The organism is Spirosoma terrae (genome assembly GCF_010435915.1).
Lineage (GTDB): Bacteria > Bacteroidota > Bacteroidia > Cytophagales > Spirosomataceae > Spirosoma > Spirosoma terrae.
The window spans coordinates 73,083-94,254 of sequence record NZ_JAAFZH010000019.1; the positions used below are offsets into that span (position 1 = coordinate 73,083).

General features: G+C 45.9%; 19 protein-coding genes and 2 tRNA genes. 7 read left to right on the plus strand and 14 right to left on the minus strand.

Annotated features, from left to right (window positions below):
* Positions 1 to 113 precede the first annotated feature (113 nt).
* The 3 genes from rpsO to GK108_RS27425 all read right to left on the minus strand — a co-directional run bounded on the left by rpsO (position 114) and on the right by GK108_RS27425 (position 2,571).
* Entirely contained in the window at positions 114 to 389 is a 276-nt protein-coding gene (gene rpsO, locus GK108_RS27415) for a 30S ribosomal protein S15 (protein ID WP_163954785.1), read from the minus strand.
* Between the two features lie 111 nt (positions 390 to 500).
* Positions 501 to 2,018 carry an LptF/LptG family permease gene (locus GK108_RS27420; protein WP_163954786.1) on the minus strand — a complete coding sequence of 506 codons (1,518 nt, stop codon included), beginning with the start codon at positions 2,016 to 2,018 and terminating at the stop codon, positions 501 to 503.
* A gap of 479 nt (positions 2,019 to 2,497) precedes the next feature.
* A tRNA-Met gene (locus GK108_RS27425) sits at positions 2,498 to 2,571 on the minus strand.
* Positions 2,572 to 2,744: 173 nt separating this feature from the next.
* Between GK108_RS27425 and GK108_RS27430 the strand changes: the two genes are divergently transcribed.
* Entirely contained in the window at positions 2,745 to 3,137 is a 393-nt protein-coding gene (locus GK108_RS27430; protein WP_163954787.1) for an START-like domain-containing protein, read from the plus strand.
* 103 nt (positions 3,138 to 3,240) lie between these two features.
* Here the strand turns inward: GK108_RS27430 and GK108_RS27435 are convergent, their stop codons facing one another.
* The 7 genes from GK108_RS27435 to GK108_RS27465 all read right to left on the minus strand — a co-directional run bounded on the left by GK108_RS27435 (position 3,241) and on the right by GK108_RS27465 (position 8,736).
* Entirely contained in the window at positions 3,241 to 3,729 is a 489-nt protein-coding gene (locus GK108_RS27435; RefSeq protein WP_163954788.1) for an FKBP-type peptidyl-prolyl cis-trans isomerase, read from the minus strand.
* 69 nt (positions 3,730 to 3,798) lie between these two features.
* Positions 3,799 to 4,779 carry a lipid A deacylase LpxR family protein gene (locus GK108_RS27440; RefSeq protein ID WP_163954789.1) on the minus strand — a complete coding sequence of 327 codons (981 nt, stop codon included), beginning with the start codon at positions 4,777 to 4,779 and terminating at the stop codon, positions 3,799 to 3,801.
* A 215-nt stretch (positions 4,780 to 4,994) separates the two neighbouring features.
* Entirely contained in the window at positions 4,995 to 5,729 is a 735-nt protein-coding gene (locus GK108_RS27445; RefSeq protein WP_163954790.1) for an SDR family oxidoreductase, read from the minus strand.
* Positions 5,730 to 5,960: 231 nt separating this feature from the next.
* Positions 5,961 to 6,038: transfer RNA gene (locus GK108_RS27450), tRNA-Val, on the minus strand.
* A 20-nt stretch (positions 6,039 to 6,058) separates the two neighbouring features.
* On the minus strand, positions 6,059 to 7,369 hold the full coding sequence (locus GK108_RS27455) for an MFS transporter (protein ID WP_163954791.1): 1,311 nt from the start codon (positions 7,367 to 7,369) through the stop codon (positions 6,059 to 6,061).
* A 45-nt stretch (positions 7,370 to 7,414) separates the two neighbouring features.
* Entirely contained in the window at positions 7,415 to 8,272 is an 858-nt protein-coding gene (locus GK108_RS27460) for an alpha/beta fold hydrolase (RefSeq protein WP_163954792.1), read from the minus strand.
* An 11-nt stretch (positions 8,273 to 8,283) separates the two neighbouring features.
* Positions 8,284 to 8,736 carry a hypothetical protein gene (locus GK108_RS27465; protein ID WP_163954793.1) on the minus strand — a complete coding sequence of 151 codons (453 nt, stop codon included), beginning with the start codon at positions 8,734 to 8,736 and terminating at the stop codon, positions 8,284 to 8,286.
* Positions 8,737 to 8,917: 181 nt separating this feature from the next.
* On the opposite strand from GK108_RS27465, the gene GK108_RS27470 reads away from it, so the two are divergent.
* The 5 genes from GK108_RS27470 (at position 8,918) to GK108_RS27490 (ending at position 15,112) form a co-directional block, all read left to right on the plus strand.
* The gene (locus GK108_RS27470; protein WP_317166585.1) at positions 8,918 to 10,495 is read left to right on the plus strand and encodes a T9SS type A sorting domain-containing protein; all 1,578 of its coding nucleotides are present in this window, start codon (positions 8,918 to 8,920) and stop codon (positions 10,493 to 10,495) included.
* A 338-nt stretch (positions 10,496 to 10,833) separates the two neighbouring features.
* A complete protein-coding gene (locus tag GK108_RS27475) occupies positions 10,834 to 11,490 on the plus strand; it encodes a GNAT family N-acetyltransferase (protein ID WP_163954795.1) in 657 nt (218 codons plus the stop codon).
* A 61-nt stretch (positions 11,491 to 11,551) separates the two neighbouring features.
* Complete coding sequence (locus tag GK108_RS27480; protein WP_163954796.1) at positions 11,552 to 12,481, plus strand: helix-turn-helix domain-containing protein; 930 nt, start codon at positions 11,552 to 11,554, stop codon at positions 12,479 to 12,481.
* 133 nt (positions 12,482 to 12,614) lie between these two features.
* Positions 12,615 to 13,379: an SDR family oxidoreductase gene (locus GK108_RS27485; RefSeq protein WP_163954797.1), complete on the plus strand. Its 765-nt coding sequence runs from the start codon at positions 12,615 to 12,617 to the stop codon at positions 13,377 to 13,379.
* Between the two features lie 167 nt (positions 13,380 to 13,546).
* The gene (locus GK108_RS27490; protein WP_163954798.1) at positions 13,547 to 15,112 is read left to right on the plus strand and encodes a M81 family metallopeptidase; all 1,566 of its coding nucleotides are present in this window, start codon (positions 13,547 to 13,549) and stop codon (positions 15,110 to 15,112) included.
* A gap of 57 nt (positions 15,113 to 15,169) precedes the next feature.
* Here the strand turns inward: GK108_RS27490 and GK108_RS27495 are convergent, their stop codons facing one another.
* From GK108_RS27495 to GK108_RS27505, 3 genes are all read right to left on the minus strand, one after another.
* Complete coding sequence (locus GK108_RS27495; RefSeq protein WP_163954799.1) at positions 15,170 to 16,597, minus strand: amidohydrolase family protein; 1,428 nt, start codon at positions 16,595 to 16,597, stop codon at positions 15,170 to 15,172.
* A 221-nt stretch (positions 16,598 to 16,818) separates the two neighbouring features.
* On the minus strand, positions 16,819 to 17,814 hold the full coding sequence (locus GK108_RS27500; protein WP_163954800.1) for a YhdH/YhfP family quinone oxidoreductase: 996 nt from the start codon (positions 17,812 to 17,814) through the stop codon (positions 16,819 to 16,821).
* An 80-nt stretch (positions 17,815 to 17,894) separates the two neighbouring features.
* Positions 17,895 to 18,842 carry an NADP-dependent oxidoreductase gene (locus GK108_RS27505; RefSeq protein ID WP_163954801.1) on the minus strand — a complete coding sequence of 316 codons (948 nt, stop codon included), beginning with the start codon at positions 18,840 to 18,842 and terminating at the stop codon, positions 17,895 to 17,897.
* Positions 18,843 to 18,930: 88 nt separating this feature from the next.
* Here GK108_RS27505 and GK108_RS27510 point away from each other — a divergent pair, with 88 nt between their 5' ends.
* On the plus strand, positions 18,931 to 19,827 hold the full coding sequence (locus GK108_RS27510; RefSeq protein WP_163954802.1) for a helix-turn-helix domain-containing protein: 897 nt from the start codon (positions 18,931 to 18,933) through the stop codon (positions 19,825 to 19,827).
* Here GK108_RS27510 and GK108_RS27515 read toward each other — a convergent pair.
* Positions 19,822 to 21,156 carry an MFS transporter gene (locus tag GK108_RS27515; RefSeq protein WP_163954803.1) on the minus strand — a complete coding sequence of 445 codons (1,335 nt, stop codon included), beginning with the start codon at positions 21,154 to 21,156 and terminating at the stop codon, positions 19,822 to 19,824. The genes GK108_RS27510 and GK108_RS27515 overlap by 6 nt on opposite strands.
* Positions 21,157 to 21,172: the final 16 nt, after the last annotated feature.

The window sequence follows — 21,172 nt, forward strand, 5'->3', positions numbered from 1 at the left end:
CTATACTTTCCTCTAAGCCGCTCTCACTAACGCAATTACCGCTCTCTATCACTGAAATCACAAAAATGAGGGAATCTACTGTCTGGTAGATTCCCTTTTTTTTATTGGCCGGATTATTTTCTCAGACCAAGTGCGGCCAAAATAGCCCGGTATCTGGTGATGTCTTTTTGCTGCAGGTAGTTCAGCAGACGCCGGCGTTTACCTACTAATTTTAAAAGACCCAGTTGTGTGCCGTAATCGTGCTTGTGAACTTTCAGGTGAGCGGTCAAGTGATTGATCCGGTACGTGAACAGCGCGATCTGGGATTCGGCCGACCCGGTGTCCCCTGCACTTTTGGCAAAACCCGAGGTGGAGAAAATCTCCTGTTTCTTTTCGGTCGTTAAATACATCTTCAGACAGCTAAAAAATAAAACAAATTATGAATTTGGGTGCAAAGGTAAGGAAAATAGTGATTAGTCGGTTCATAAAATAATGAGTTTTATGAAAACATCAGCAATTTCCTAAACGGACCGAGCAGGCTGGCCTTTATAAGCGGCCCATCGCTTCTTTAGTTTTTCCCAGGCAATCAGATAAATATCCTTGTCAAACAATCGGGAATCGTGACGAGCCCGTTGCATTAAAAAGAGCCCTATCGGAAATAATACCATATTGGCTAACCATGCCCCCACAGGCACCGCAATAAGCCCGTCTTTAGCATACTTATCGCCCTGTAATGTTAGTACGTATAGTAAAATAAAAAAGACGATAGATACCAGTACTGGTAAGCCAAAACCTCCTTTTTTTATGATAGCCCCCATCGATGCCCCAATCAGAAACATCACAAAAACGGAAATAGCCTGCGTGAATTTATGATGAGTTTCCAGTTGATACCGCCAGATGTTTTTTTCCTTGTCCGTCAGATACGTAACGTTTGATGTGGCGTACGACAGAATATTCTGGGCCTGACTAAGAGCCCCCTGCGCCAATTCCTGCTTTACTATATGCTGTTTACGTAGCAACGAGTCGACCCATTTCCCATCCTTTAAAACGGGTGGTTGGGGTGTAGTGCCCGTAACTATTGTGGCTGGTTTAAACTGATAATTGTAATACTGTTTAGATGTAGCCGCCACACTTAAGCTTGTATTTCGATAATCCTTACGTAGTGAATCGGTTAAGGTGGAGAGCTGATTGAGGTCTTTCATCAGTTCATGATACTCAAACTGATTTTCATCCGTACGCTTTATGCCAAACGATTCCATACTAATGACCAGTCGGTAATCCTTAAATCCATTACGCACAAACTCAGCTCCTTTAGCTGGGCCACCGCTACTGGCATAACTAACCGTATTGTTACCCGAGTATTCCTGATAATCGTTTCCATTAAACAACTCAAAAGTCAGGTATGTACGATCCTTGTCAGTGTACATTCGACCCGAATCGGCCAGTATTATTTCCCGATTACCACTCTCAATGCCATTAGTCGAATGTTTATATATCACCAGCCCTTTTAGTAAGTCACCAGTAGCGCTCTCTTTACCACTCTTTATTTTGTGGTCTACTTTTATGCTGTACCCTGGCAGATCATTGTAAAAAATACCTTCCTTCAGACTAAGCGTAGCCTTGGCGGTTTTAATATCATACAGTAAACTATACCCTTTCAAATTGGCCCAGGGCGATACTTTATTGTTAAACCAGAACGAAAAGGCACTGATGCCAATGGCTACGATCAGAAGGGGGCGCATAGCACGGGTTAAGGAGATACCCGCACTCTTCATGGCGGTCAACTCAAAAAACTCACCTAAATTACCAAACGTCATTAAGGACGATAAGAGAACAGCCAACGGTAATGCCGTCGGTATGGTAAGCATGGCAAAGTAGAAAAGCAGCCGACCGAACGTAGCGATATCGAGATCTTTTGACACAAAATCATCGATATAAAACATGAGCAGTCGCATCAGAAAAATAAAGATGACGACGCCCAACGTCAGGAAAAAAGGCCCCCAGAATGAGCCAAGCACTAATTTATCAATTTTCTTCATTCTAATGCCTACTAGTCAACGAACCGGCGTAGGTGTTCATATAGACTAATATAGTATACGTGTAACTAGAGCCTACCGTTCATTTTTTATTACTCATTAACAAATATTAATAGTTTCAGTAAGGTGAAGCGCCATATATAACTAGCACACACCTATTGATAGCTCCAAACTGCAGGAAGATGAGTTTAGCGCTATACGGTATTTTTCGTTTAGCCAGTTAAACAACCGCATCTACGATATTTAACTAGCTAAATAGAAAGGAGTTAAACCCAGACATCTAAAGAAAAACTTAAGATCTGATAAAAATATAATGTTTAACTAATATCCCTACATCTTTCCCTGATACATAAGCTTGGTCAGATACCTTTTGTATACATGCGAACCAAAAGCACTGAGCCTCTGCCTATCAAATGGGTCAGCCATAACACAAAATAGCCCCCAAATACTTAATATTGGGGGCTATCACAGGAATTTCGCAGTAGCGGGGAGCAGGATCGAACTGCCGACCTTAGGGTTATGAATCCTACGCTCTAACCATCTGAGCTACCCCGCCTTCTTCTGAGCACAAAAGTAAGAAAAAATCGAGCTTACGCAAAAAAGTGCGTTGACTTTCGCAAAAAAAATCGTTTACCTTTGCTTAGACCGGGTTTGACGAGTTTGACGTTTTACTGATAATAGGCTGATGTTCCGGTGTGTAGCCTAAATGCCTTTTCTAAATTACTTGACATGGAGAAATTTAAATTTGTTGCCGAATACGAGCTCCGGGCATCCCCCAAAATGCTTTTTCCTTACATAAGTACGGCGTCGGGCCTGTCGCAATGGTTTGCCAACAAAGTAAATACCATGCCAGAACAACGATTCGATTTTCAATGGGATAATGAAAGCCATATTGCGCGCCAGGTTTCCATGCGCCAAAATAAAGGAGTTCGCTTCGAATTTTTAGATACGGCCGAGAATGGGTCCGACAATAATTATATTGACTTCCGGGTAGATCAGTCGGAACTTACCCAGTCAACATTTCTTCGGGTTACGGATTATTCATCAACCAATGATGAAGATGAACTGCGGGATCTCTGGGAAGGCTTAATGGATAAACTGCGGGAAATTGTTGGCAGCTAACGACTCAACCCAACCGCTGTTCTTTTGTTAAACCTAACTTTGCTATAAAAAGAAACCCGCCATCAAGCGGGTTTTTCGTTTATAATCTATTACGGGAAATAATTCAGTTTACTTTCAGTAAATCAATTTGAAAGACGAGGATAGAATTGGCTGGAATACCCGGCTGCTCCTGATCCCCGTAAGCCAGACTTGGTGGCAGATACAACGTAATGCTACCACCCGGAGCAATCAGGGGAATTCCCTCCTGCCAGCCCAGAATCAATTGATTAAGCCCAAAACTTACATCCTCTCCACTATCAAAACTAGTTCCGTTTGTCAGTTGCCCTTTATAATTTACCGTTACGTTCGAACAGACGCTTGGTTTATCGCCAGAGCCAGGCTTCTGGATCTTGTAATAAAAGCCACGTTCATCGGCAGTAGCCTTAATGTTGTTCGTGTCAATAAACTGCTTTAAACTGGCTATTTCCGCATCAGGTGCTTTTATGGCTACGGCAGCAGATTCACAGGGAGTCTGATCGGCAGACTGACAACTACCCAACAGACAAAGCGTGGTTAAACTCAGTAACCCATATTGTAGTAAGACTCGTATCATAGCGCCAAGATACGTTAATTCGACCCAGGAATAGCAAGACGATACTCTATTCCTGGGTTCGTTATTCGTTTACTTACCAAACCGATAGGCCGCCGTTAAACCAATATATTGCTCATTCTTCCGCATGCGGACTGCCTCTCGTTGCCGATACGTATACACCGTCTGAAACGTCCAGCGAGGCTTGGAAAAACCGATACCGATCGAATGAGTATATACCCAGCGATTAATTGTCCCTACCACAGCCCCCCCCTGATTACTCAATAACCCACCCTGTACCGTAGCATTATAGAACTGATACTCAATAGAAGGGTGAAAAAAGGCATACACCTCTGTGTTTTTTTTCAGGGGCGCAGTTGATCGACTAACCCGAACATCATACAACGACGATTCCGATTCGTTGGCGAATAATCCGACCTGAAGTAAAAATCCCGTCGATGCATTGGTAAATAAGGTTCCTCCTGTCAGTTCAGCAACCGCGTGAAGATCAAGCCAGGCAGGACGCCAGGAATCTGATGTCAGTTTGTGCCAGTATTGCCCTTGTGCGGTTATACCGATTTCATTTTTCACCTGATAGTCCCAGCCTTTTGTCGTCAGTAGATCAAAGGTTTTGTGAATGAAAATCTGAGTTTGCTGAGCTAATGAGTTTTTACCAAGCGTCCCGACCGATACTGATGTTTTTAATACGTGTCCTTTTTTATAGAAAAACGTCATTCCTTTTTCCAGGAACAAGTAGCCAGCAAACGGCCGATCAATCTGATCAATGGTCAATTTTGGGGAAATGTAATCAGGCGTAAAAATCAGCTGCCCTAACCGATAATGGGACGTAACTTTAATCTGTTTGCTAGCTTCGTCGATTCGATTGTTTAAGCCAGTTGGCAGGTAAGTCAGCGTTACGAATAAACCGTTGGTGTAATAGCCATCGTGTAATCGTAAACAATAATTGTCATTTTCAGAGGTGACTTTTAACTCATAAGGATGCTGTCCGTAACTGCAGAGGGTATAGAAGTACAGGCAACTCAGTTTTACTAACCAGCGGAGGAGCGAAATCATACGACAAATTAATGCTCAAGTAACCACTGGGGTTCGTCAATTGTTAAAAAAGGCTGATACCGATTGACTCAGAGACGAACCAGCTGTTGAAACGTTCATTTCTGTTCAAGCCAGATACAGTGTTTACAGAACAAAATTCTTACTTTTTATGAAAAAACAATGTCCTAAAACGGATATCAATACGCTTTAGGACATTATTCGACTGCTCTGTGAGGTTAATTCATCGCCATCAGGGCTTCTTCTGGCGATTTACGATACAAATCATAAATAAACTGGGTGTTGCCGACTCGTATTTCAAACGTATCATTTTTCAGGCCATCCAGCAAGTCAGCAGCTACTTTAGCCGCCGAAATCCCATTTTTACCCCCAATAGGCGCTGAGAACTCTGTATCGACCAATGGTGGCATGAGCTCATATACTTTAACGTTACTGCTGGCTTTCGTCAAGGCGATACGTAACGAGTGCGTGTACGAGTGCAGTGCTGCCTTACTCGCCGAATAGGTCGATAAACTACCTGGAACAATGGCAACAATAGACGATACGTTTACAATAGCTGCTTCGGCCTGGGCCATCAATTGTGGCAGCAACAGCTGGTTCAATCGAATTATAGACAGATAATTGGTACGCATTTCATCTTCCGCTACGTCGAAGCCATTACGATCCGCCAATAAATTATGCAGCAAGGCTCGGCCAGCATTGTTAATAACCATATTCAAGGTCGGGAATTCACTTTTTAACGTAGCGACTAATGACTCTACATCGGCGGCATCACTCACATCGCTGACAAAACCAACGGCGTTTGGCACTTGCGAAAGGGCCGTATCTAACCGGCTTTGATTCCGACCTGTAATAATAACCTGATTGCCGTTGGTCGAAAGAAGTTTAGCTATTTCCAGCCCAATTCCTGCTGATCCCCCTGTGATCAAAACCGTATTTCCCGTAGTTTTCATTGTTAATATACCAATTGGTATTTTTTAAATTAATTTAAGTGTCCTACTTATTGCAGAATAAAACTCTGCTTTTTCAGCTTAACAGGCGCCCTATTGATTAAGTGCCACAAAGATAAATTATTTTATACCAATTGGTATAAAATAATTTATTAGCTTTTCTAAAGCTAGTAAGTGTTACGTTATACAGGACACAAAAAAGGTCCGACTATGAATTATCATAATCGGACCTGATGGTAGGAAGTAGCGGGCTCGAACCGCTGACCTCTGCTCTGTCAAAGCAGCGCTCTGAACCAACTGAGCTAACCTCCTTTGTTGAAGCCGGTGCAAACTTACGAAACTTCTGCTTTCTCCAAACGTATGCCGTAAAGTTTTTGTGAAGGAATGCGCCATAACAACATAAATCCAAGCACAAACAAGACCAACAAGGCCAGTACGCTATTGCGCATATTACCCGTAAGTTGTTCAATTAACCCGTAGAGCAGTGTCCCGAATACGATCGATGTTTTCTCCGTAACGTCATAAAAACTAAAGTAAGAGGCTGTATCGTCCGTAGCCGGAATAAGTTTTGAATAAGTAGAACGGGATAAGGATTGAATGCCTCCCATCACCAGACCAACCACACCAGCCAAGGCGAAAAATTGATTTTCAGTCTGAACGAAATAGGCACACCCACAAATGACAATCCATATCACCACTGCTATCATAAGCGCATACGTATTGCCCAACCTCTCCGACAAGCGCGAGAAACTGTAAGCACCCGGAATGGCTACCAGTTGAATGAGCAGAATGGTAATGATTAAGCTCTGGCCAGGGAGTTTCAATTCGTCGCTCCCGAAAATGGTGGCGATATACATAACCGTCTGTACCCCCATATTATAGACGAAAAAAGCAACCAGAAATCGTTTGGCTAATGGCCGCTCCTGCAGTTGGGTCCATACATGCCCTAACTCCTTAAACCCATTCAGCAGATAATTCCCGGCTTCCCGAGCTTTTTTCGTACCATCCGGTAAACGTCGAAATGGAATCTGCGCGAACCCGATCCACCATAGCCCCACCGTCAGGAACGCAATACGCGAGGCCATTCCTTCGGATATGTTACCGAACCAATCCCGCTTCAGTATTACCAGCAGATTAATCACCATCAACAGCACGCTTCCGATATAGCCCATCGAAAAACCACGCGCACTAACCCGGTCGAACTGATCTTCCGTGGCAATATCCGGCAAATAGGAGTTATAAAAGACAATGCTACCGCTCCACCCAATTAAGCTGAGCCAAAAGCAAATGACCGAGAACGTAATGGTTTCCTGCGTAAAAAAATACAGGAGCGAACAACTGATCGCGCCCGTATAGCAGAATGCTTTCATGAATGCTTTCTTATTGCCACTATAATCGGCAATGGCCGAACAAACGGGCGACAATAAAGCGGTAAATAGAAAAGCGGCCGAAACAGTATACGAGAATAAAACGGAATTCTTGATCGGAAAGCCCAGAAAATTAATGACAGGCCCGCCCGCATCGTTTAGCGCTGTTGCCGAAAAATAGACCGGAAAAATACTGGATACGATAACTAATGAATGAACTGAGTTAGCCCAATCATACAAAGTCCAGGCTCTAAGCGTACGGGGGTCGTTTTTCATACAAACACTGCAATGAGGGCCAGATTGCTACGTTCCCCCTATTTATCAGTCAATATTACTCAAAAACTCGATGATTGCCCGGCTAAAGGCATGATTTGAATCACCGGCAACCATGTGCCCCGCTCCGGCTACATTCACACGTTGTACGTGTGGTACCGAATCTAAAAATTCAGCCATAACCTTTTCACTCACTACGTCGCTCATACCTCCCCGCACAATCAGCGTGGGAACGGTTAGATTCCGGGCTGCCTGATAAAGTCGTTCTTCGTTGTTGAGCTGCTGGTCGGGGGCTGCTTTCTGCTTCCATACCATCAGCATGGCAGGGTCCCAATGCCAATAGTAGCGACCCTGTCGAAAACGCAGATTTTTCTCCAGTCGTTTATGATCGGAAGGCCGGGGGCGGTGGGGTAAATAGCCCGCGACTGCTTCAGCGGCTTCGTCCAAACTGGCAAACCCATTTAGATTGCCACTCATAAAGGCAAAAATTCGTTCAATCCCTTTTTGTTCGGCTTTAGGAGCTATATCGACCAACACGACAGCCGAACATAAGGACTCAGTTATATCAGTACGTTCCCCTTCGGCAATCAGGGCCGTCATGCCACCCATCGATGCACCAACTAGTGCCGGTTTCTGATCGAGCTGCGCGAGTATAGCCCGAAGGCCACTGGCCAGATAATCGATGCTATAATGACCATCCGCTGACCAATCGCTATCGCCGTGCCCACGGGCGTCGGGTGCTATAGCATACCAGCCTGCTTCTGCCAGAAAATTAGCCGTTTCTCCCCAGGAATGCCGCGTTTGGCCACCTCCATGAAGCAACAGGATGGGTTTGTGGGCGGGATTTCCCTGCGCTTCAGCCGTTATAAAAAAACCGGGCTCCGTTTCAAAGCGAAGAATCGACACGAGTCCAGCGCTTACAGTATCGGCTCAAACTCAAGGTTAATGTCCGTGTCAACGCCACTGACAGGAGCCCGCTGCCGCAGGGTCAGTTTTGTTCGTGACAAGGTTAAAATGGGAAAATTCCCTTTAAATCCGTTCACGTCGACATCCATCGACTTATTATCCTGCGCCAGTTTCCAGGTACCACCGTTTAGGACCTGACTGGTTTTGGTATTTCGGGCCAAAACGGTATTGTCTTTGCTAAACTGCATGCTCAACTCGAAAAGCAACAACGTAGTGGCATTCATCTGGCTGGTGCTGATCGTATTATCGTTTGCATTAGCCACCCGTTTCAGCCCCCATTTATTGGCTACCAGCAATTCTGTTTGTGATTCAGTTGTCGTTACAGGATTACTTTCCTCGTCCTGACATCCCATCGATACAGTCGACAGCAGCACAAACCAAAAGATAACACGTATGAATTTCATAGCCGAGTAAAAAGTGGAGTTATTCAGATAAAACGTCCTATAGAACCTCATTGGTTTATTAGCTGGTCCTATCGATGCTATAAATTTCTTTAGTTTTGCTGAAAAAACAAGTATGGTTTTTCGATTAGGCTGTTTCTTGGGGTGTTTACTGCTACGCTGGACTCTTTTTATATCTCCTACAGTGGCACAGGATCAATGCGCTACACCACTGTCCTTCACTCCTGTTAGCCAGCCAAATCTGATCGAATGGAGCAAATTCCCCAATTTTACACTTCCCTTTCCTATTATTTATAGTGGCCCTCGCTTCAGCGACCAACAGGCCAGCCCGCTTCGTCATGGATTCAGCCACCTCACCTCCATAAAAACCAGTGAATTTGGCTCGTTCGCGACGAACCGCCAACGGGCTATTATCTATTACGGTTTTGCTACGGGCTTGAATCAACCGTGGGAAACCCTGGAAAGTCCGTGGAATAATGACCTGAATGCCTATCGGGCTAAATGGGACCAATTCTTATCCGACATTTCTGGCGGACAAAAAAATGCGTCGGGCCAATACATCATTCAGGCCGACCGATTGGCCCTGGATATTGAACGAATCCGGGAAACAGACAGTCGAATACTTCAGCTTAAACAAGAGCCAGGCGTTCCTGCAACGTATCGCCAGTTGACCGATGCCAATTTTATTGCAGCCTATAAAACAGCGATGCGAAATCTCTACGCAGAAGGAATCCGCTACGTTCGTCAACATGCCGATCTGTCGGGCGTAACGGTCAGCAGTTATGCCGATACGCCAATCCTGAACACCTATCTGAACGTAATAGGCAATACGTGGGCAGACTGGACAACCAACTTAACCCGGGTCAATTACCTGGTCAAAGACTCCACCGAGCAGAAGATCGGCGGGGCCTATTATGATCAGCTGGATATTCTACACCCTTCAGCCTATTATTATTACGACTACCCCAATCCATTTGCCCAGAATTATCTGTCTTACTTGCTGTTTCAGATTGAGGTAAATCGGGCCTGGAGTACAAAACCAGTTGTTCCCTGGGTGTGGCTTCGGTATCATGACAGTTCCAACAGCTATCCTAATTTCATTCAGCCGTTTATGGCCGAAGCGACGGCCATATTTCCTTTCTTTTCGGGAGCGGGCGGCTTATGGCTGTGGGAAAACCCGTCGTTCGAGCAAACCCGCACCGATAATTATGCTACATACGAATATTTTATTCATGGCCTGTATCGTCTGTCCCGTTTTGCCGACATGTTTCAGGGAACGCATGAATTAGTCATTGAAACGCCCGCCCGCGATCTGATGGACCGCAAACTACCCGTATGGCGTGGTGTTGTCAAAGACAAGTACATACTGGTTGCAGCCCAAAACCCATACGCGGCCGAGGGACAAAAAACAACCCTAACGGTGGGGTATAAAAACTGGCAAAAAGTAATCGAATTATCGGGACGCGAGGTCTATCTGTGCCGTTTTGATATGAGCCTGGTAACGGCCAACGAGCCTTTCGTTGAACAGGTCAGTCTATTTCCGAATCCCGCCAGCACGGAATTTACCGTTACGTTCCCTCAGACACCATTTGCTGGAACCAGGCTTGACCTGATCACGGTACAAGGACAGCTGATCAGCAGTAGATTGCTCACAAAAAAAACAGAAACAATTTCCACGAGTCAGCTTCCTTCGGGTTTTTATATCATTCGTATTCAACAGAATGACCGGGTCGATACAAGAAAAATCCTAATCACCCAATAATGTTCTCCGCAAACTGACCTGTTCATTTTTATACTAATTCGCCCGAGCTCTCCCTCTATTTACTGACAACGGCCCGGTTCTTGCACGAAATAGGGTACCCGATAAGGGTAGAGAGAATACGAAAACACCGGGGCTGCTGGCTCCGGCTGTTTTTGTGCTGGTCAAGTTACCCATATGCCTGTGGGGTCTAATTGATGCCTTCGACGCCAAAATTATACACACAGACTAGCAGCTTTCCTTCTCTGTTCTGCACCTGAAAAAAATTACTCTATTTGGAGTTTTGCCAACTCCCCAACTATCTTGCTATACGTATTGACCGTAACAATCAGCCCCTGGTGATGAGAGGAAACAAACTGGATTTATGTCTGAGTATGGGCTACTTCCGCATGCAGCAAGATATTTTCACCTGTCAGTTTGTGTCTTTTAACAATACACTTTACGCTGCGTATTGGTTACGACTTACCCTCAAAACGGTTTCCTATGGAACCAAACAAATGCGGCTCCTTCGGAGTAATCAGCGTTTTTCGGTGACCGTGAAGCCATTTGTGCTCACCCGCGAACTCGAAGAGCTGTATGCCCTTTATAGGAATTCTATCAATTTCGACGCTCCGGAATCCGTTGAATCCTGTTTGCTGGGTGGGTCTCCGACCAATGGGTTCGATACGTATACGGTGCAGGTCCGGGATGGCGATACCCTGATTGCAGTGGGGGTATTCGATAATGGCCATGAAAGTATTGCGGGAATCATGAACTTCTATCACCCCGATTACCGTAAATTCAGTCTGGGTAAATACCTGATGCTCTTAAAAATAAACTACGCCAGCCAGCAAGGCAAAACCTACTATTACCCTGGTTATTTAGTACGGCATTACCCGAAATTCGATTACAAATTGTTTCCTTGCGAAGCCGCCACCGAAGTATATAATGATTCGAGTGGGCGATGGCTACCGTTCTCCTGGCAAACGATAGAAGAGCTGTTTGCCGATAACTTTTAAATACTTGCCTTGTTGCTACGTATCGAATCCCTACCTTTGAATTTTACAACTCAAACTAGGTATGGATACAGCATCTGTTGACGACTTTTATAAAAAAATCACGGACGACACCGGCCTCGAACTGGTCTCGCTGTTACCAAAGGGGATCAACAAAGAAATCGGGCATTTCAATGTATTCAATATAGCCGAGCTGTTTCAGCAGGCGAAGAAAAAAAATACCATGCTCTACAACCGGCGGGCTTATTACAAAATAAGCCTGATCCGGGGGCGAAATCGGGCCGAGTATGCCGATAAAGTGATTGACATTGAGAAAAATGCCCTGCTCTTTGCCACGCCTAAGGTACCCTATCACTACGTTCCTCAGGACACGAATCAACAGGGGTCGTTTTGCATTTTTACCGATGAATTTCTGGTTCAGTCTAAAAGTGGCGTCGTACTGGATGAATTGCCTATTTTCAAGCCCGGTGGTTATCCTGTTTTTCAGCTTACCGATGATGACGCCGACGAGATAGGCCTGCTATTCAAGAAAATGCAGAAAGAACTTGTTTCTGACTACGCCTATAAATACGATTTGCTTCGAAACTACGTCATGGAACTGATCCATTATGGTCAGAAACTTCAACCCGCTACGTCCTTATACCCGTCCCATACGGCCTCATCCCGCGTTTCTTCCCTGTTTATTGAACTGCTGGAACGTCAGTTTCCAATCGAATCTCCTCAGCAAAAGCTGAGTCTGCGTACGGCGAAGGATTATGCAGACCGGCTGGCCGTCCACGTAAATCATCTAAATAAAGTACTGAAGGAAAATACAGGAAAAACCACCACCGATATTATTGGGAGTCGTATTGTTCAGGAAGCAAAAATTCTACTAAAACAAACCGACTGGACTGTTTCAGAAATCGCCTATTCGCTGGGTTTTGAAGAGGTGGCTCATTTTTCTAATTTTTTCAGGAAGCAAACCTCCCTTTCCCCAGTTGCCTTCCGATCCTGAACGGCTGATTTGATTTTTGCAACTATTCGATTGATGTTCGCAAACGATCAGGACTGTTTCCGTATGACCTTTGTTCCATCAAATTTCGCGATGAAATAAGATCGAATGTAATAGCATACAACCAGTTAAGAACATGGCAACGACGAATAAAATTGCTTTAGTAACCGGTGGCAGCCGGGGTTTGGGTAAAAACATGGCACTGAGTCTGGCCCAGAACGGAATCGACGTAGTGCTTACCTATAATACGAACAAAACAGATGCCGATGCGGTGGTCGCAGCCATTCAGGAAACCGGGCAAAAAGCGGTGGCGATCCAATTAAATACAGCAGACATAGCCGGTCTCGATACGTTTGTGCATCAATTAACGACCTCTTTACAGGATACGTTTGCCACGGACCGGTTTGATTTTCTGATTAATAATGCTGGTATCGGTCTGGCGACCCCCATTGGCCAAACCAGCGAAACCGTTTTCGATGACCTGGTGAATATTCATTTCAAAGGCGTCTTTTTTCTCACCCAAAAACTATTGCCCATCCTGAATGATGGTGGCCGTATTATTAACCTCTCGACAGGGCTGGCTCGTTTTACGACGCCTGGCTATGCTGTGTATGCCTCGTTGAAAGGCGCTATTGAGACGTTAACCAAATACATGGCAAAAGAACTAGGGGCTCGTGGCATCGCCGTTAACGTAGTAGCTCCCGGTGCTATTGAAACCGATTTTGGCGGTGGTCATGTTCGGGATAATGATCAGTTGAATCAACAGATTGCCAGCGTTACAGCCCTGGGACGCGTTGGCCTCCCGGATGACATTGGTGGCGTGGTCGCGTTCCTATGCTCCGATGAGGCACGCTGGATCAATGCACAACGTATTGAAGTATCAGGCGGCATGAATCTGTAGATCGATGCCTGTTCAACTGTACTCTGATTGTCTCCTGGATTAGCCTAAGCTTTAAATCAGGAGACAATCGTTTATAGCATGGGTAGTATGGTCGATTGAATTTTGCCCGTTCACGCCAATCCAATCCAACTGTTTGCCCACTGTACTGAATCGCTTAACTTGTGGGCATGAAACATTTCCTTGTCGGACTGGCCGCTTATTGTTCTGCCTGTACAGTCGCATTCACTCAGTCAACCAACAACACATTACCCCGCATCGCTATTGCGGGTCTAGGGATCGAATCCAGTACGTTCTCCCCTGCCGTCACGCACGAAGAAGCCTTTCATGCCCGCTACAGTGGTGAAGTATTTAACGCCTATCCGTTTATGATGCCCATGTCTCCGCTACGTAAACAGGCGGTCTGGCTACCAGCCATCGTGGGAAAATCATTACCGGGTGGCGCTGTAACCCGCGAAGCGTATGAGTCGCTGGTACATAAAATGCTCGATTCGCTCAAAAAATATGGCCCTTACGATGGTCTATATTTTGATATCCACGGCGCAATGAGCGTTAAAGGCCTCGATGATCCAGAAGGAGATTTACTAACCCGAATCAGGCAGGTTATTGGCTATAAAACGCTGGTGTCAACCTCCATGGACCTGCACGGGAACGTATCGTGGCGTCTGGCGCAAAACACGGACCTGATGACCTGTTACCGGATGGCGCCCCACGAAGACGCCATGCAAACAAAAGAGCGAGCCGTTGTGAACCTGCTCAATCGGATTAAAACGGGCAAAGGAAAGCCAGCCTATAAAGCCCTGATCACCGTACCCATTCTGTTGCCGGGCGAAAAAACCAGCACTCGTATTGAGCCCGGAAAAAGTTTATACCAGGAAGTGGCTCCATTGGCCGATCAGACGAAGGGAATCGTCGACGCTGGTATCTGGATCGGTTACGCCTGGGCCGATGAGCCCCGCAATCATGCCGCCGTGATGGTGGTTGGTGATGATAAAACCAGCGTAACGCAGGCCGCCGAAAAATTAGCCACCGATTTCTGGAATGTACGCTCCCAATTCGGTTTCGTAGCGCCTACGGGCAAGCTGGACGACGTATTGACTAAAGCCGTAGCCAGCCCTAAAAAGCCATTTTTTATTAGTGATACGGGTGATAATCCCACAGCTGGTGGCGCTGGCGACGTAACCTGGACGATTACAGAAATTTTAAAACGGCCCGAATTCCAGAAAGCCGATGGACCCTCGCTGATTTATGCGTCGATCCCCGACCCTGAACTGATCAAAAAAGCGATTGCAGCGGGTGTTGGCGGACAGGTAGACGGAAAAGCAGGCGCTATTGTTGACCATCGATTTGCCCCGCCCGTACCGCTCAAAGGTACAGTCGAATCGATTGAATACGGTGATAAAGATGCTGAAGTAGAAGCCGTGATTAAGGTGGGTAGCGCACACGTCATCGTTACGCAGAAGCGAAAGCCCTATCATAAGGAAAAGGATTTTACGCGACTTGGCCTGAAACCCCGTGAAGCGGATATTGTAGTCGTAAAAATCGGCTATCTGGAACCCGAACTGTATGCCATGCAGAAAGACTGGATTATGGCCCTGACTCCGGGTGGCGTGGATCAGGATTTATTCCGATTACCCTATAAGCGAATCCAGCGCCCCATGTTTCCATTCGATCCGGATATGAAAACACCCGATCTGTCAGCCAAACTAGTCCCGGTTTCTGGCACAGCAAAATAGCAGCAAATTCTTTGTGCAAAATTCCAGATAAATAGAGCCAAAATGTTTTTGCTCTATTTATTTTAATGCCGGAACGGATTTTTCAAACCTGGCAAAGCGCTTCTGTAAATCAGTGATTATAGCCTTTTTTAGCCCATCTTCTTTAATAAAACTATAGTCGATACTATTGACTACAAATTTCTTAATATCTGTATACGAAATTTCCTTATAACGCTTCGCCAGGAGCACAAACTGATCCGTTAAATTAGTACGTAATACACCAGCATCATCGCTACTGATTACGATCGGTACGTTAAAATTTTTGTATAAACTAATGGGGTGCTTGTCGTCCTTTACTTTTAAAATAAATTCATTGCTAAACAGATTGATTTCAACGGCAATTTTATGCTGACTCATATACCGCAGCAGCTCATAGGAATTCGTCTCGTAGGGTATATCTACACCGTGACCAATTCGGCTGGCACCGGCCACCTTAACAGCAGCATCAATATGCCAGGTTAATTCTTCGGGTTTAACCATTCCTAAGGCTAATTCACCGGCATGCAACGTAATTTTCACACTGGGATATTTAGCATGACAATACTTGAACATTACCATGTGCAACCAGTAATCGTTCAGCGCAATTTCGTTGTCTTCCGGGGCTGCCAGGTTCACACCAACAACCAGAGGACTATTGGCAGCCGATTCAAACGCGGCAATCATGCTTTTAAACAGCTCGATGGGCTCAATCGTACGTATTACGTAGCTCTGATAACGTAGCGTAAATTGTTCATCATCAATTTTTAATTCGTTGTGAAGTTTTTCGAGTGTCTCTTTATTAAATTGTATTGCACATTCCCGAATTCCTCTGCCCTGAATGGTCTGGTAAAGCGAGTCTAATAATACCAGGCAGGTAGCTGTATCGTTTCGTGCTTGCTGGCTCCGTAAAACGCTGGCGTATTTTGTTAAATCATCCAGATTTTTCGGGCAGGGAACGCCCACAAAAATCGTCTCGATATAACTCACATTTTCCTTCTTCGCCCGATTTTTTATCTCCAATAACCCCTTATCGACTTCGGCCCGGCTGACAATACCAAAATTCGAAAACGTTTCAAAAAATAATTTGTCGGATGGATAATCAACATGGTTGTAGTCTTTTACAGACCATTTCTGAAATAATTTCTGTCGATAGTCGGGTAATAACCCTTCAGCTTTTAGCGCAGAAAAATTAACCCAGTCCGTTCCTTCGTTTTTTTTATCAGAAACTTTTAGCGTTTTCGTATTGATAAAATAATCATGTTTAATAACGTAGTCAATATAGGTTTCTGCATAGATCGACCCATTATAATGGGGATGAAGGTCGCCACCTTTGGGCATCTGTGAAAAGAATGCCGTTAATAAAGCATGATTATCCCGAATCGTTTCAAAATAGCGATTAACGTCCTGGGAAAAACTGGCTACGCTCGTTGTTAGTACTAAAAGAGAAAGGAGTACTCGTATAATCATGATTCTGAATTAGCTACGTCTGCCCTTGTCCAGCGGCTGGTAAACGACGACCTGGCCGCTGAACGATGAAGTTAGCAACGCATCAATAACCTGCTTAGTTGCTACGTGTTTGTTTACACAAAGATGGCAAAACAGGTCTAAAACGTAGCAGGTCGACGTAATGATTGTTAATCCTGGTAGCTAACGTAGTGATTGTACGTAGCCTCATCTCCCGACTTATACTAAACAATACGTACCACTGCTCTACCCTGCATCTGGCCTTTGAGTATGGTTTGAATGGCATCAGGCAACTCGGCCAGACTGATGTCGTGGGTCAGTGACGCCAATGAATCAGGCTTCCAGTCATCGGCAAGATGCTGCCAGATAGCGGTTCGATGGTCGATAGGGTATTCAACCGAATCGATACCGACGAGCTGAATTCCCCGGAGAATGAAAGGAAAAACAGTAAGTGGCAAATCGCCACTATTGACCATGCCACAGCAGGTTACGGTTCCGCCATAATTTGTGCTCTTGATAAGCGTAGCGAGTATGGAGCCCCCCACGGTATCGATAGCCCCCGCAAAACGGGGTTTAAGCAGGGCCTTCCCCGACGTATCGTCCAGCTCTGAGCGCGGAATAATGTCCGTTGCGCCCAGTGAGGTGAGGAAATCGTGCGCTTCTGGTTTGCCGCTAACGGCTGTAACGGAATAGCCCAACCGGTGCAAAATACCTATGGCCACCGAGCCCACACCACCCGTTGCTCCCGTAACCACGATGGGCCCCTGATCGGGTGTAACCCCATTTTTTAGCAGGGCAGCCACGCTGATACCCGCCGTAAATCCTGCCGTTCCATAGATCATGCTCTCCCGTAAGCTTAACTGATCTGGTTTCCGAACGATCCAGGAGGCTGGTACCCGAATGTAGTCGGCAAAACCGCCACTGGTGTTCATGCCCAGATCAAAACCAGTCACAATAACCTCATCGCCCGGCTTCCATCGATCTGTCGACGACCATTCAACCACCCCAGCGGCATCAATACCCGGTGTGTGCGGATAATGACGCGTAACGCCTTTATTACCAGAAGCGGACAACGCATCTTTGTAGTTCAATGATGAATAATGAACTCGAATTAATACGTCACCCGCCGGTAATTCACTGATAGTCTTCGTAGAAAGCGTTGCCGTATATGCCCCCGAATCATTGGCAGAAACGACTAAACCGTTGAACGTCTTATCCATATCGATTGATTTGCAGTAAAAAGCTGGATGCTGACGGAGCTTTACCAGCTCATCGAGCACCCAGATTCTATTTTCTCGTTTTAGGCATTAAGTTTCACCACTAATTTACCTCTTGTTTTGCCTGTTTCCTGCTGGCTATGCGCTGCTGGCATATCACTAAAATCGTAAATCGTTGATACATGCGCTTTAACAGTACCATCACCTAGCCAGGTAGCAATCTGCTTCATATCATCTCCGTTTGACTGAACCAGAAAGAAAAACGCATTGACTCCCTTTTCCTGCGCCTGAGCCATCAACTCCTCTGATATACCCGTTGGAATACTAATGACGGTACCGCCCGGTTTTACTACGTGAAGCGAACGGGAAATGTTTTCGCCACCAACCAAATCAAGCACGACATCAACCTCCGACACGACGTTCTCCAGCTTCTGCGCTGCGTAATCGATATGCTCATCCGCTCCCAGGGCCAGCACAAACTCTTTGTTGGAGGCCGAGGATGTTCCTATTACGTAGGCGCCCAAGTGTTTGGCAATTTGTACGGCAAAGTGCCCTACGCCACCAGCCGCGGCATGAATTAACACCTTCTGGCCAGCCTGTAGCGGGGCTTTATGGGTAAACGCCTGATAAGCTGTAAGCGCTGCCAATGTTGAAGCGGCTGCCTCGTCAAATGAGCAGTTTTCCGGCTTACGAGCCAGTTGACTGGCAGGGGCCGCTACGTATTCGGCATAAGCTTTCCCATGCCCCGGAAAATTAACCATGCCGAATACATCATCACCAACGGCGAAATCAGTTACGTCTGAACCGATTTCGACAATAGTACCGGCTATATCCCAGCCCAAAATCAACGGTGCCTCCGTACGTAGTCGCCCAAAAATACCTTTGCCGGCTCTGGTTTTCACATCAACGGGGTTGATACTGATCGCTTTGACCTGAATTAACACCTCGTCGGACTGGATTAGGGGCTTTGGCAGGTCGGTATAAACGAGTTGGTCTACGCTACCAGGTTCATGTAGTACAATAGCTTGCATCTTATTTCTTTTTAAGTGACGCAAAACTATACCCCTTTACCCACTATAACCTGGTACAATTTTTCTCAAATTCGGTACATTTGCAGCTATGAAACGAGAAAGCCTGCACGAACCCTTTGAAGTGGTTTTTAAAACCATCGATGAATGTCCCAAGTCTGAACATCAGCACATGTTCTTCGAGCTGGTCTATATTCTATCGGGTACAGGGATTCAGTGTATCAATCAAAACAAATTTCCGTATAGGGCCGGGCATATGTTTCTGATTACGCCAGAGGATTGTCATTCGTTTGAGATCAAAACCACTACCGAGTTTTTCTTTCTGCGCTTCAGCGATATTTACATTCAATCCAACAGCTTACAGACTCCTGATATTCAACGCTTAGAATTTATTCTTCAGAACGCCAACCATCAGCCAGGCTGTATTTTACGACATCAGCCAGATAAGCAGCTTGTACAACCGATCGTGGAAGCGATTCATCGTGAATACGCCAATCGCGACCTGTATAACAAGGAGTTAATAGCACAACTGGTGAATACCCTGATTGTAGTGGTAGCCCGTAATATTGCTCGTTATATGCCCGAGCACGTGAGTGCACACACGGATGAACGGGCCCTCGATATACTGAACTACATCCAGAATAACATTTATAATCCCGACAAAATCCGGGTGGAGGCCGTTAGTCAGCACTTTGGCATTTCGGAAACGTATCTGGGTCGGTACTTTAAAAAGCATACCGACGAGACTCTACAGCAATACATTGCCAATTATCGCACTAAGCTGATCGAGGCCCGGCTGATTCATAGCGATATGCGTATGAATGAAATAGCAGCCGAATTAGGATTCACCGACGAAAGTCACCTGAATAAGTTTTTCAGAAAGCAGCGTGGATTGAGTCCAACGGTTTTCCGCAAACAGAACGTTGGCATCTATAATCGGCTGAAAACAGTAGAATCGGTCGATGGAGCCTGCCCCGTTTTTTCATAATCGGTCGGCCAGTTCCCCTTCCATTTCATCCTCTCCAATTTTTACGCGCTCCACTTTCCCGACCAGGAAAATATACGAGCAGGCACCAATAAAGCCCAGCGCGCCAATAAAGACGAGTGCCGGTTGAAAATTGCCGCCTTTGGCCAGGTAGCCAATCACAATCGGAACCACGATCGACGCCAGATTACCCATAAAATTAAAAACGCCCCCCGTTAGGCCAATCAGGTGTTTTGGTGATAGAATGGACACGAATACCCAGGATATCAACGCCATTCCAGAACCAAAAAAGGCCAGCGCCAGAAAGAAAATAATGAACGTAGTGTCGTTGGTATAGTTAGCGCCAATGATACTGACCGATAAGAGCAGGCCGATAATAATGGGCGTTTTACGGGCCATGCCTACCGACCGGCCGCGCTTTACCAGCGAATCAGACACAAAGCCGGACAGCAACAAGCCAGCACAGGCAGCCAGAAACGGAACCGATGCCAGATAACCCGATTTAATAAAATCCATGCCCCGATACGTAACCAGATACGTCGGAAACCAGGTCAGGAAAAACCACAACGTAGCATTGACGGCAAACTGACCGATATAAACGCCCCAGAGCGTTCGACTCGAAAAAACCTGTTTCAGGTTTTTCCAGCTCCAGGCCGACGGCTGGTTCGTACCCGATTTTTTGCCTCGAAAAAGCCCTCCCCCTTCTTCAATGTAGTCGAGTTCAGCGTCGTTCACCCGTGGGTGATCCAGTGGGTCGCGGTAAAACAGGTACCAGACCACGCCCCAGATCAGACCAACGAGTCCGGTTCCTATAAATAATCCTTTCCAGCCAGCGTAGTACTGAACGTTAACTAGCACCGGGGTCAAAAAAGCGAGACCAATAAACTGCCCTGATACGTACAACGCGATGGCCGAAGCCCGTTCGTGGTCAGGAAACCAGCTGGTTACGATCCGGTTATTGATTGGATACGAAGGTGCTTCAAAAGCACCAGTGGCTAATCGAAGCGAAAACAAACTGGCAAACCCTCTCACAAATCCCTGACCAACAGTAGCGATCGACCAGGTAATCAGGCAGAATGCATACAGCACCCGTGGCCCAAAACGGTCGGCAATTAAGCCACCCGGAATCTGCAACAGGGCATAGGTCCACCCAAACGCCGAAAATATCAACCCTAATTCAACCGACGATAAACCCAGATCTTTACTAATTGTAGCGCCAGCCACGGAAATATTGCTCCGATCCAGATAGTTGATAACGACATTCACGAACACGAGCGCTAACATGCCGTATCGAACGCTGGTACGTTGCGTCTTTTTAGGTAATTGCTCCATAGGGTGAGGGTTGGTT

What these genes read in the sequence shown, in the direction of transcription:
- rpsO (WP_163954785.1), bottom strand. Translation starts at nt 389, where the DNA reads ATGTATTTAACGACCGAAAAGAAACAGGAGATTTTCTCCACCTCGGGT.
- GK108_RS27420 (WP_163954786.1), bottom strand. Translation starts at nt 2,018, where the DNA reads ATGAAGAAAATTGATAAATTAGTGCTTGGCTCATTCTGGGGGCCTTTT.
- GK108_RS27430 (WP_163954787.1), top strand. Translation starts at nt 2,745, where the DNA reads ATGGAGAAATTTAAATTTGTTGCCGAATACGAGCTCCGGGCATCCCCC.
- GK108_RS27435 (WP_163954788.1), bottom strand. Translation starts at nt 3,729, where the DNA reads ATGATACGAGTCTTACTACAATATGGGTTACTGAGTTTAACCACGCTT.
- GK108_RS27440 (WP_163954789.1), bottom strand. Translation starts at nt 4,779, where the DNA reads ATGATTTCGCTCCTCCGCTGGTTAGTAAAACTGAGTTGCCTGTACTTC.
- GK108_RS27445 (WP_163954790.1), bottom strand. Translation starts at nt 5,729, where the DNA reads ATGAAAACTACGGGAAATACGGTTTTGATCACAGGGGGATCAGCAGGA.
- GK108_RS27455 (WP_163954791.1), bottom strand. Translation starts at nt 7,369, where the DNA reads ATGAAAAACGACCCCCGTACGCTTAGAGCCTGGACTTTGTATGATTGG.
- GK108_RS27465 (WP_163954793.1), bottom strand. Translation starts at nt 8,736, where the DNA reads ATGAAATTCATACGTGTTATCTTTTGGTTTGTGCTGCTGTCGACTGTA.
- GK108_RS27475 (WP_163954795.1), top strand. Translation starts at nt 10,834, where the DNA reads ATGAGAGGAAACAAACTGGATTTATGTCTGAGTATGGGCTACTTCCGC.
- GK108_RS27480 (WP_163954796.1), top strand. Translation starts at nt 11,552, where the DNA reads ATGGATACAGCATCTGTTGACGACTTTTATAAAAAAATCACGGACGAC.
- GK108_RS27485 (WP_163954797.1), top strand. Translation starts at nt 12,615, where the DNA reads ATGGCAACGACGAATAAAATTGCTTTAGTAACCGGTGGCAGCCGGGGT.
- GK108_RS27490 (WP_163954798.1), top strand. Translation starts at nt 13,547, where the DNA reads ATGAAACATTTCCTTGTCGGACTGGCCGCTTATTGTTCTGCCTGTACA.
- GK108_RS27495 (WP_163954799.1), bottom strand. Translation starts at nt 16,597, where the DNA reads ATGATTATACGAGTACTCCTTTCTCTTTTAGTACTAACAACGAGCGTA.
- GK108_RS27500 (WP_163954800.1), bottom strand. Translation starts at nt 17,814, where the DNA reads ATGGATAAGACGTTCAACGGTTTAGTCGTTTCTGCCAATGATTCGGGG.
- GK108_RS27505 (WP_163954801.1), bottom strand. Translation starts at nt 18,842, where the DNA reads ATGCAAGCTATTGTACTACATGAACCTGGTAGCGTAGACCAACTCGTT.
- GK108_RS27510 (WP_163954802.1), top strand. Translation starts at nt 18,931, where the DNA reads ATGAAACGAGAAAGCCTGCACGAACCCTTTGAAGTGGTTTTTAAAACC.
- GK108_RS27515 (WP_163954803.1), bottom strand. Translation starts at nt 21,156, where the DNA reads ATGGAGCAATTACCTAAAAAGACGCAACGTACCAGCGTTCGATACGGC.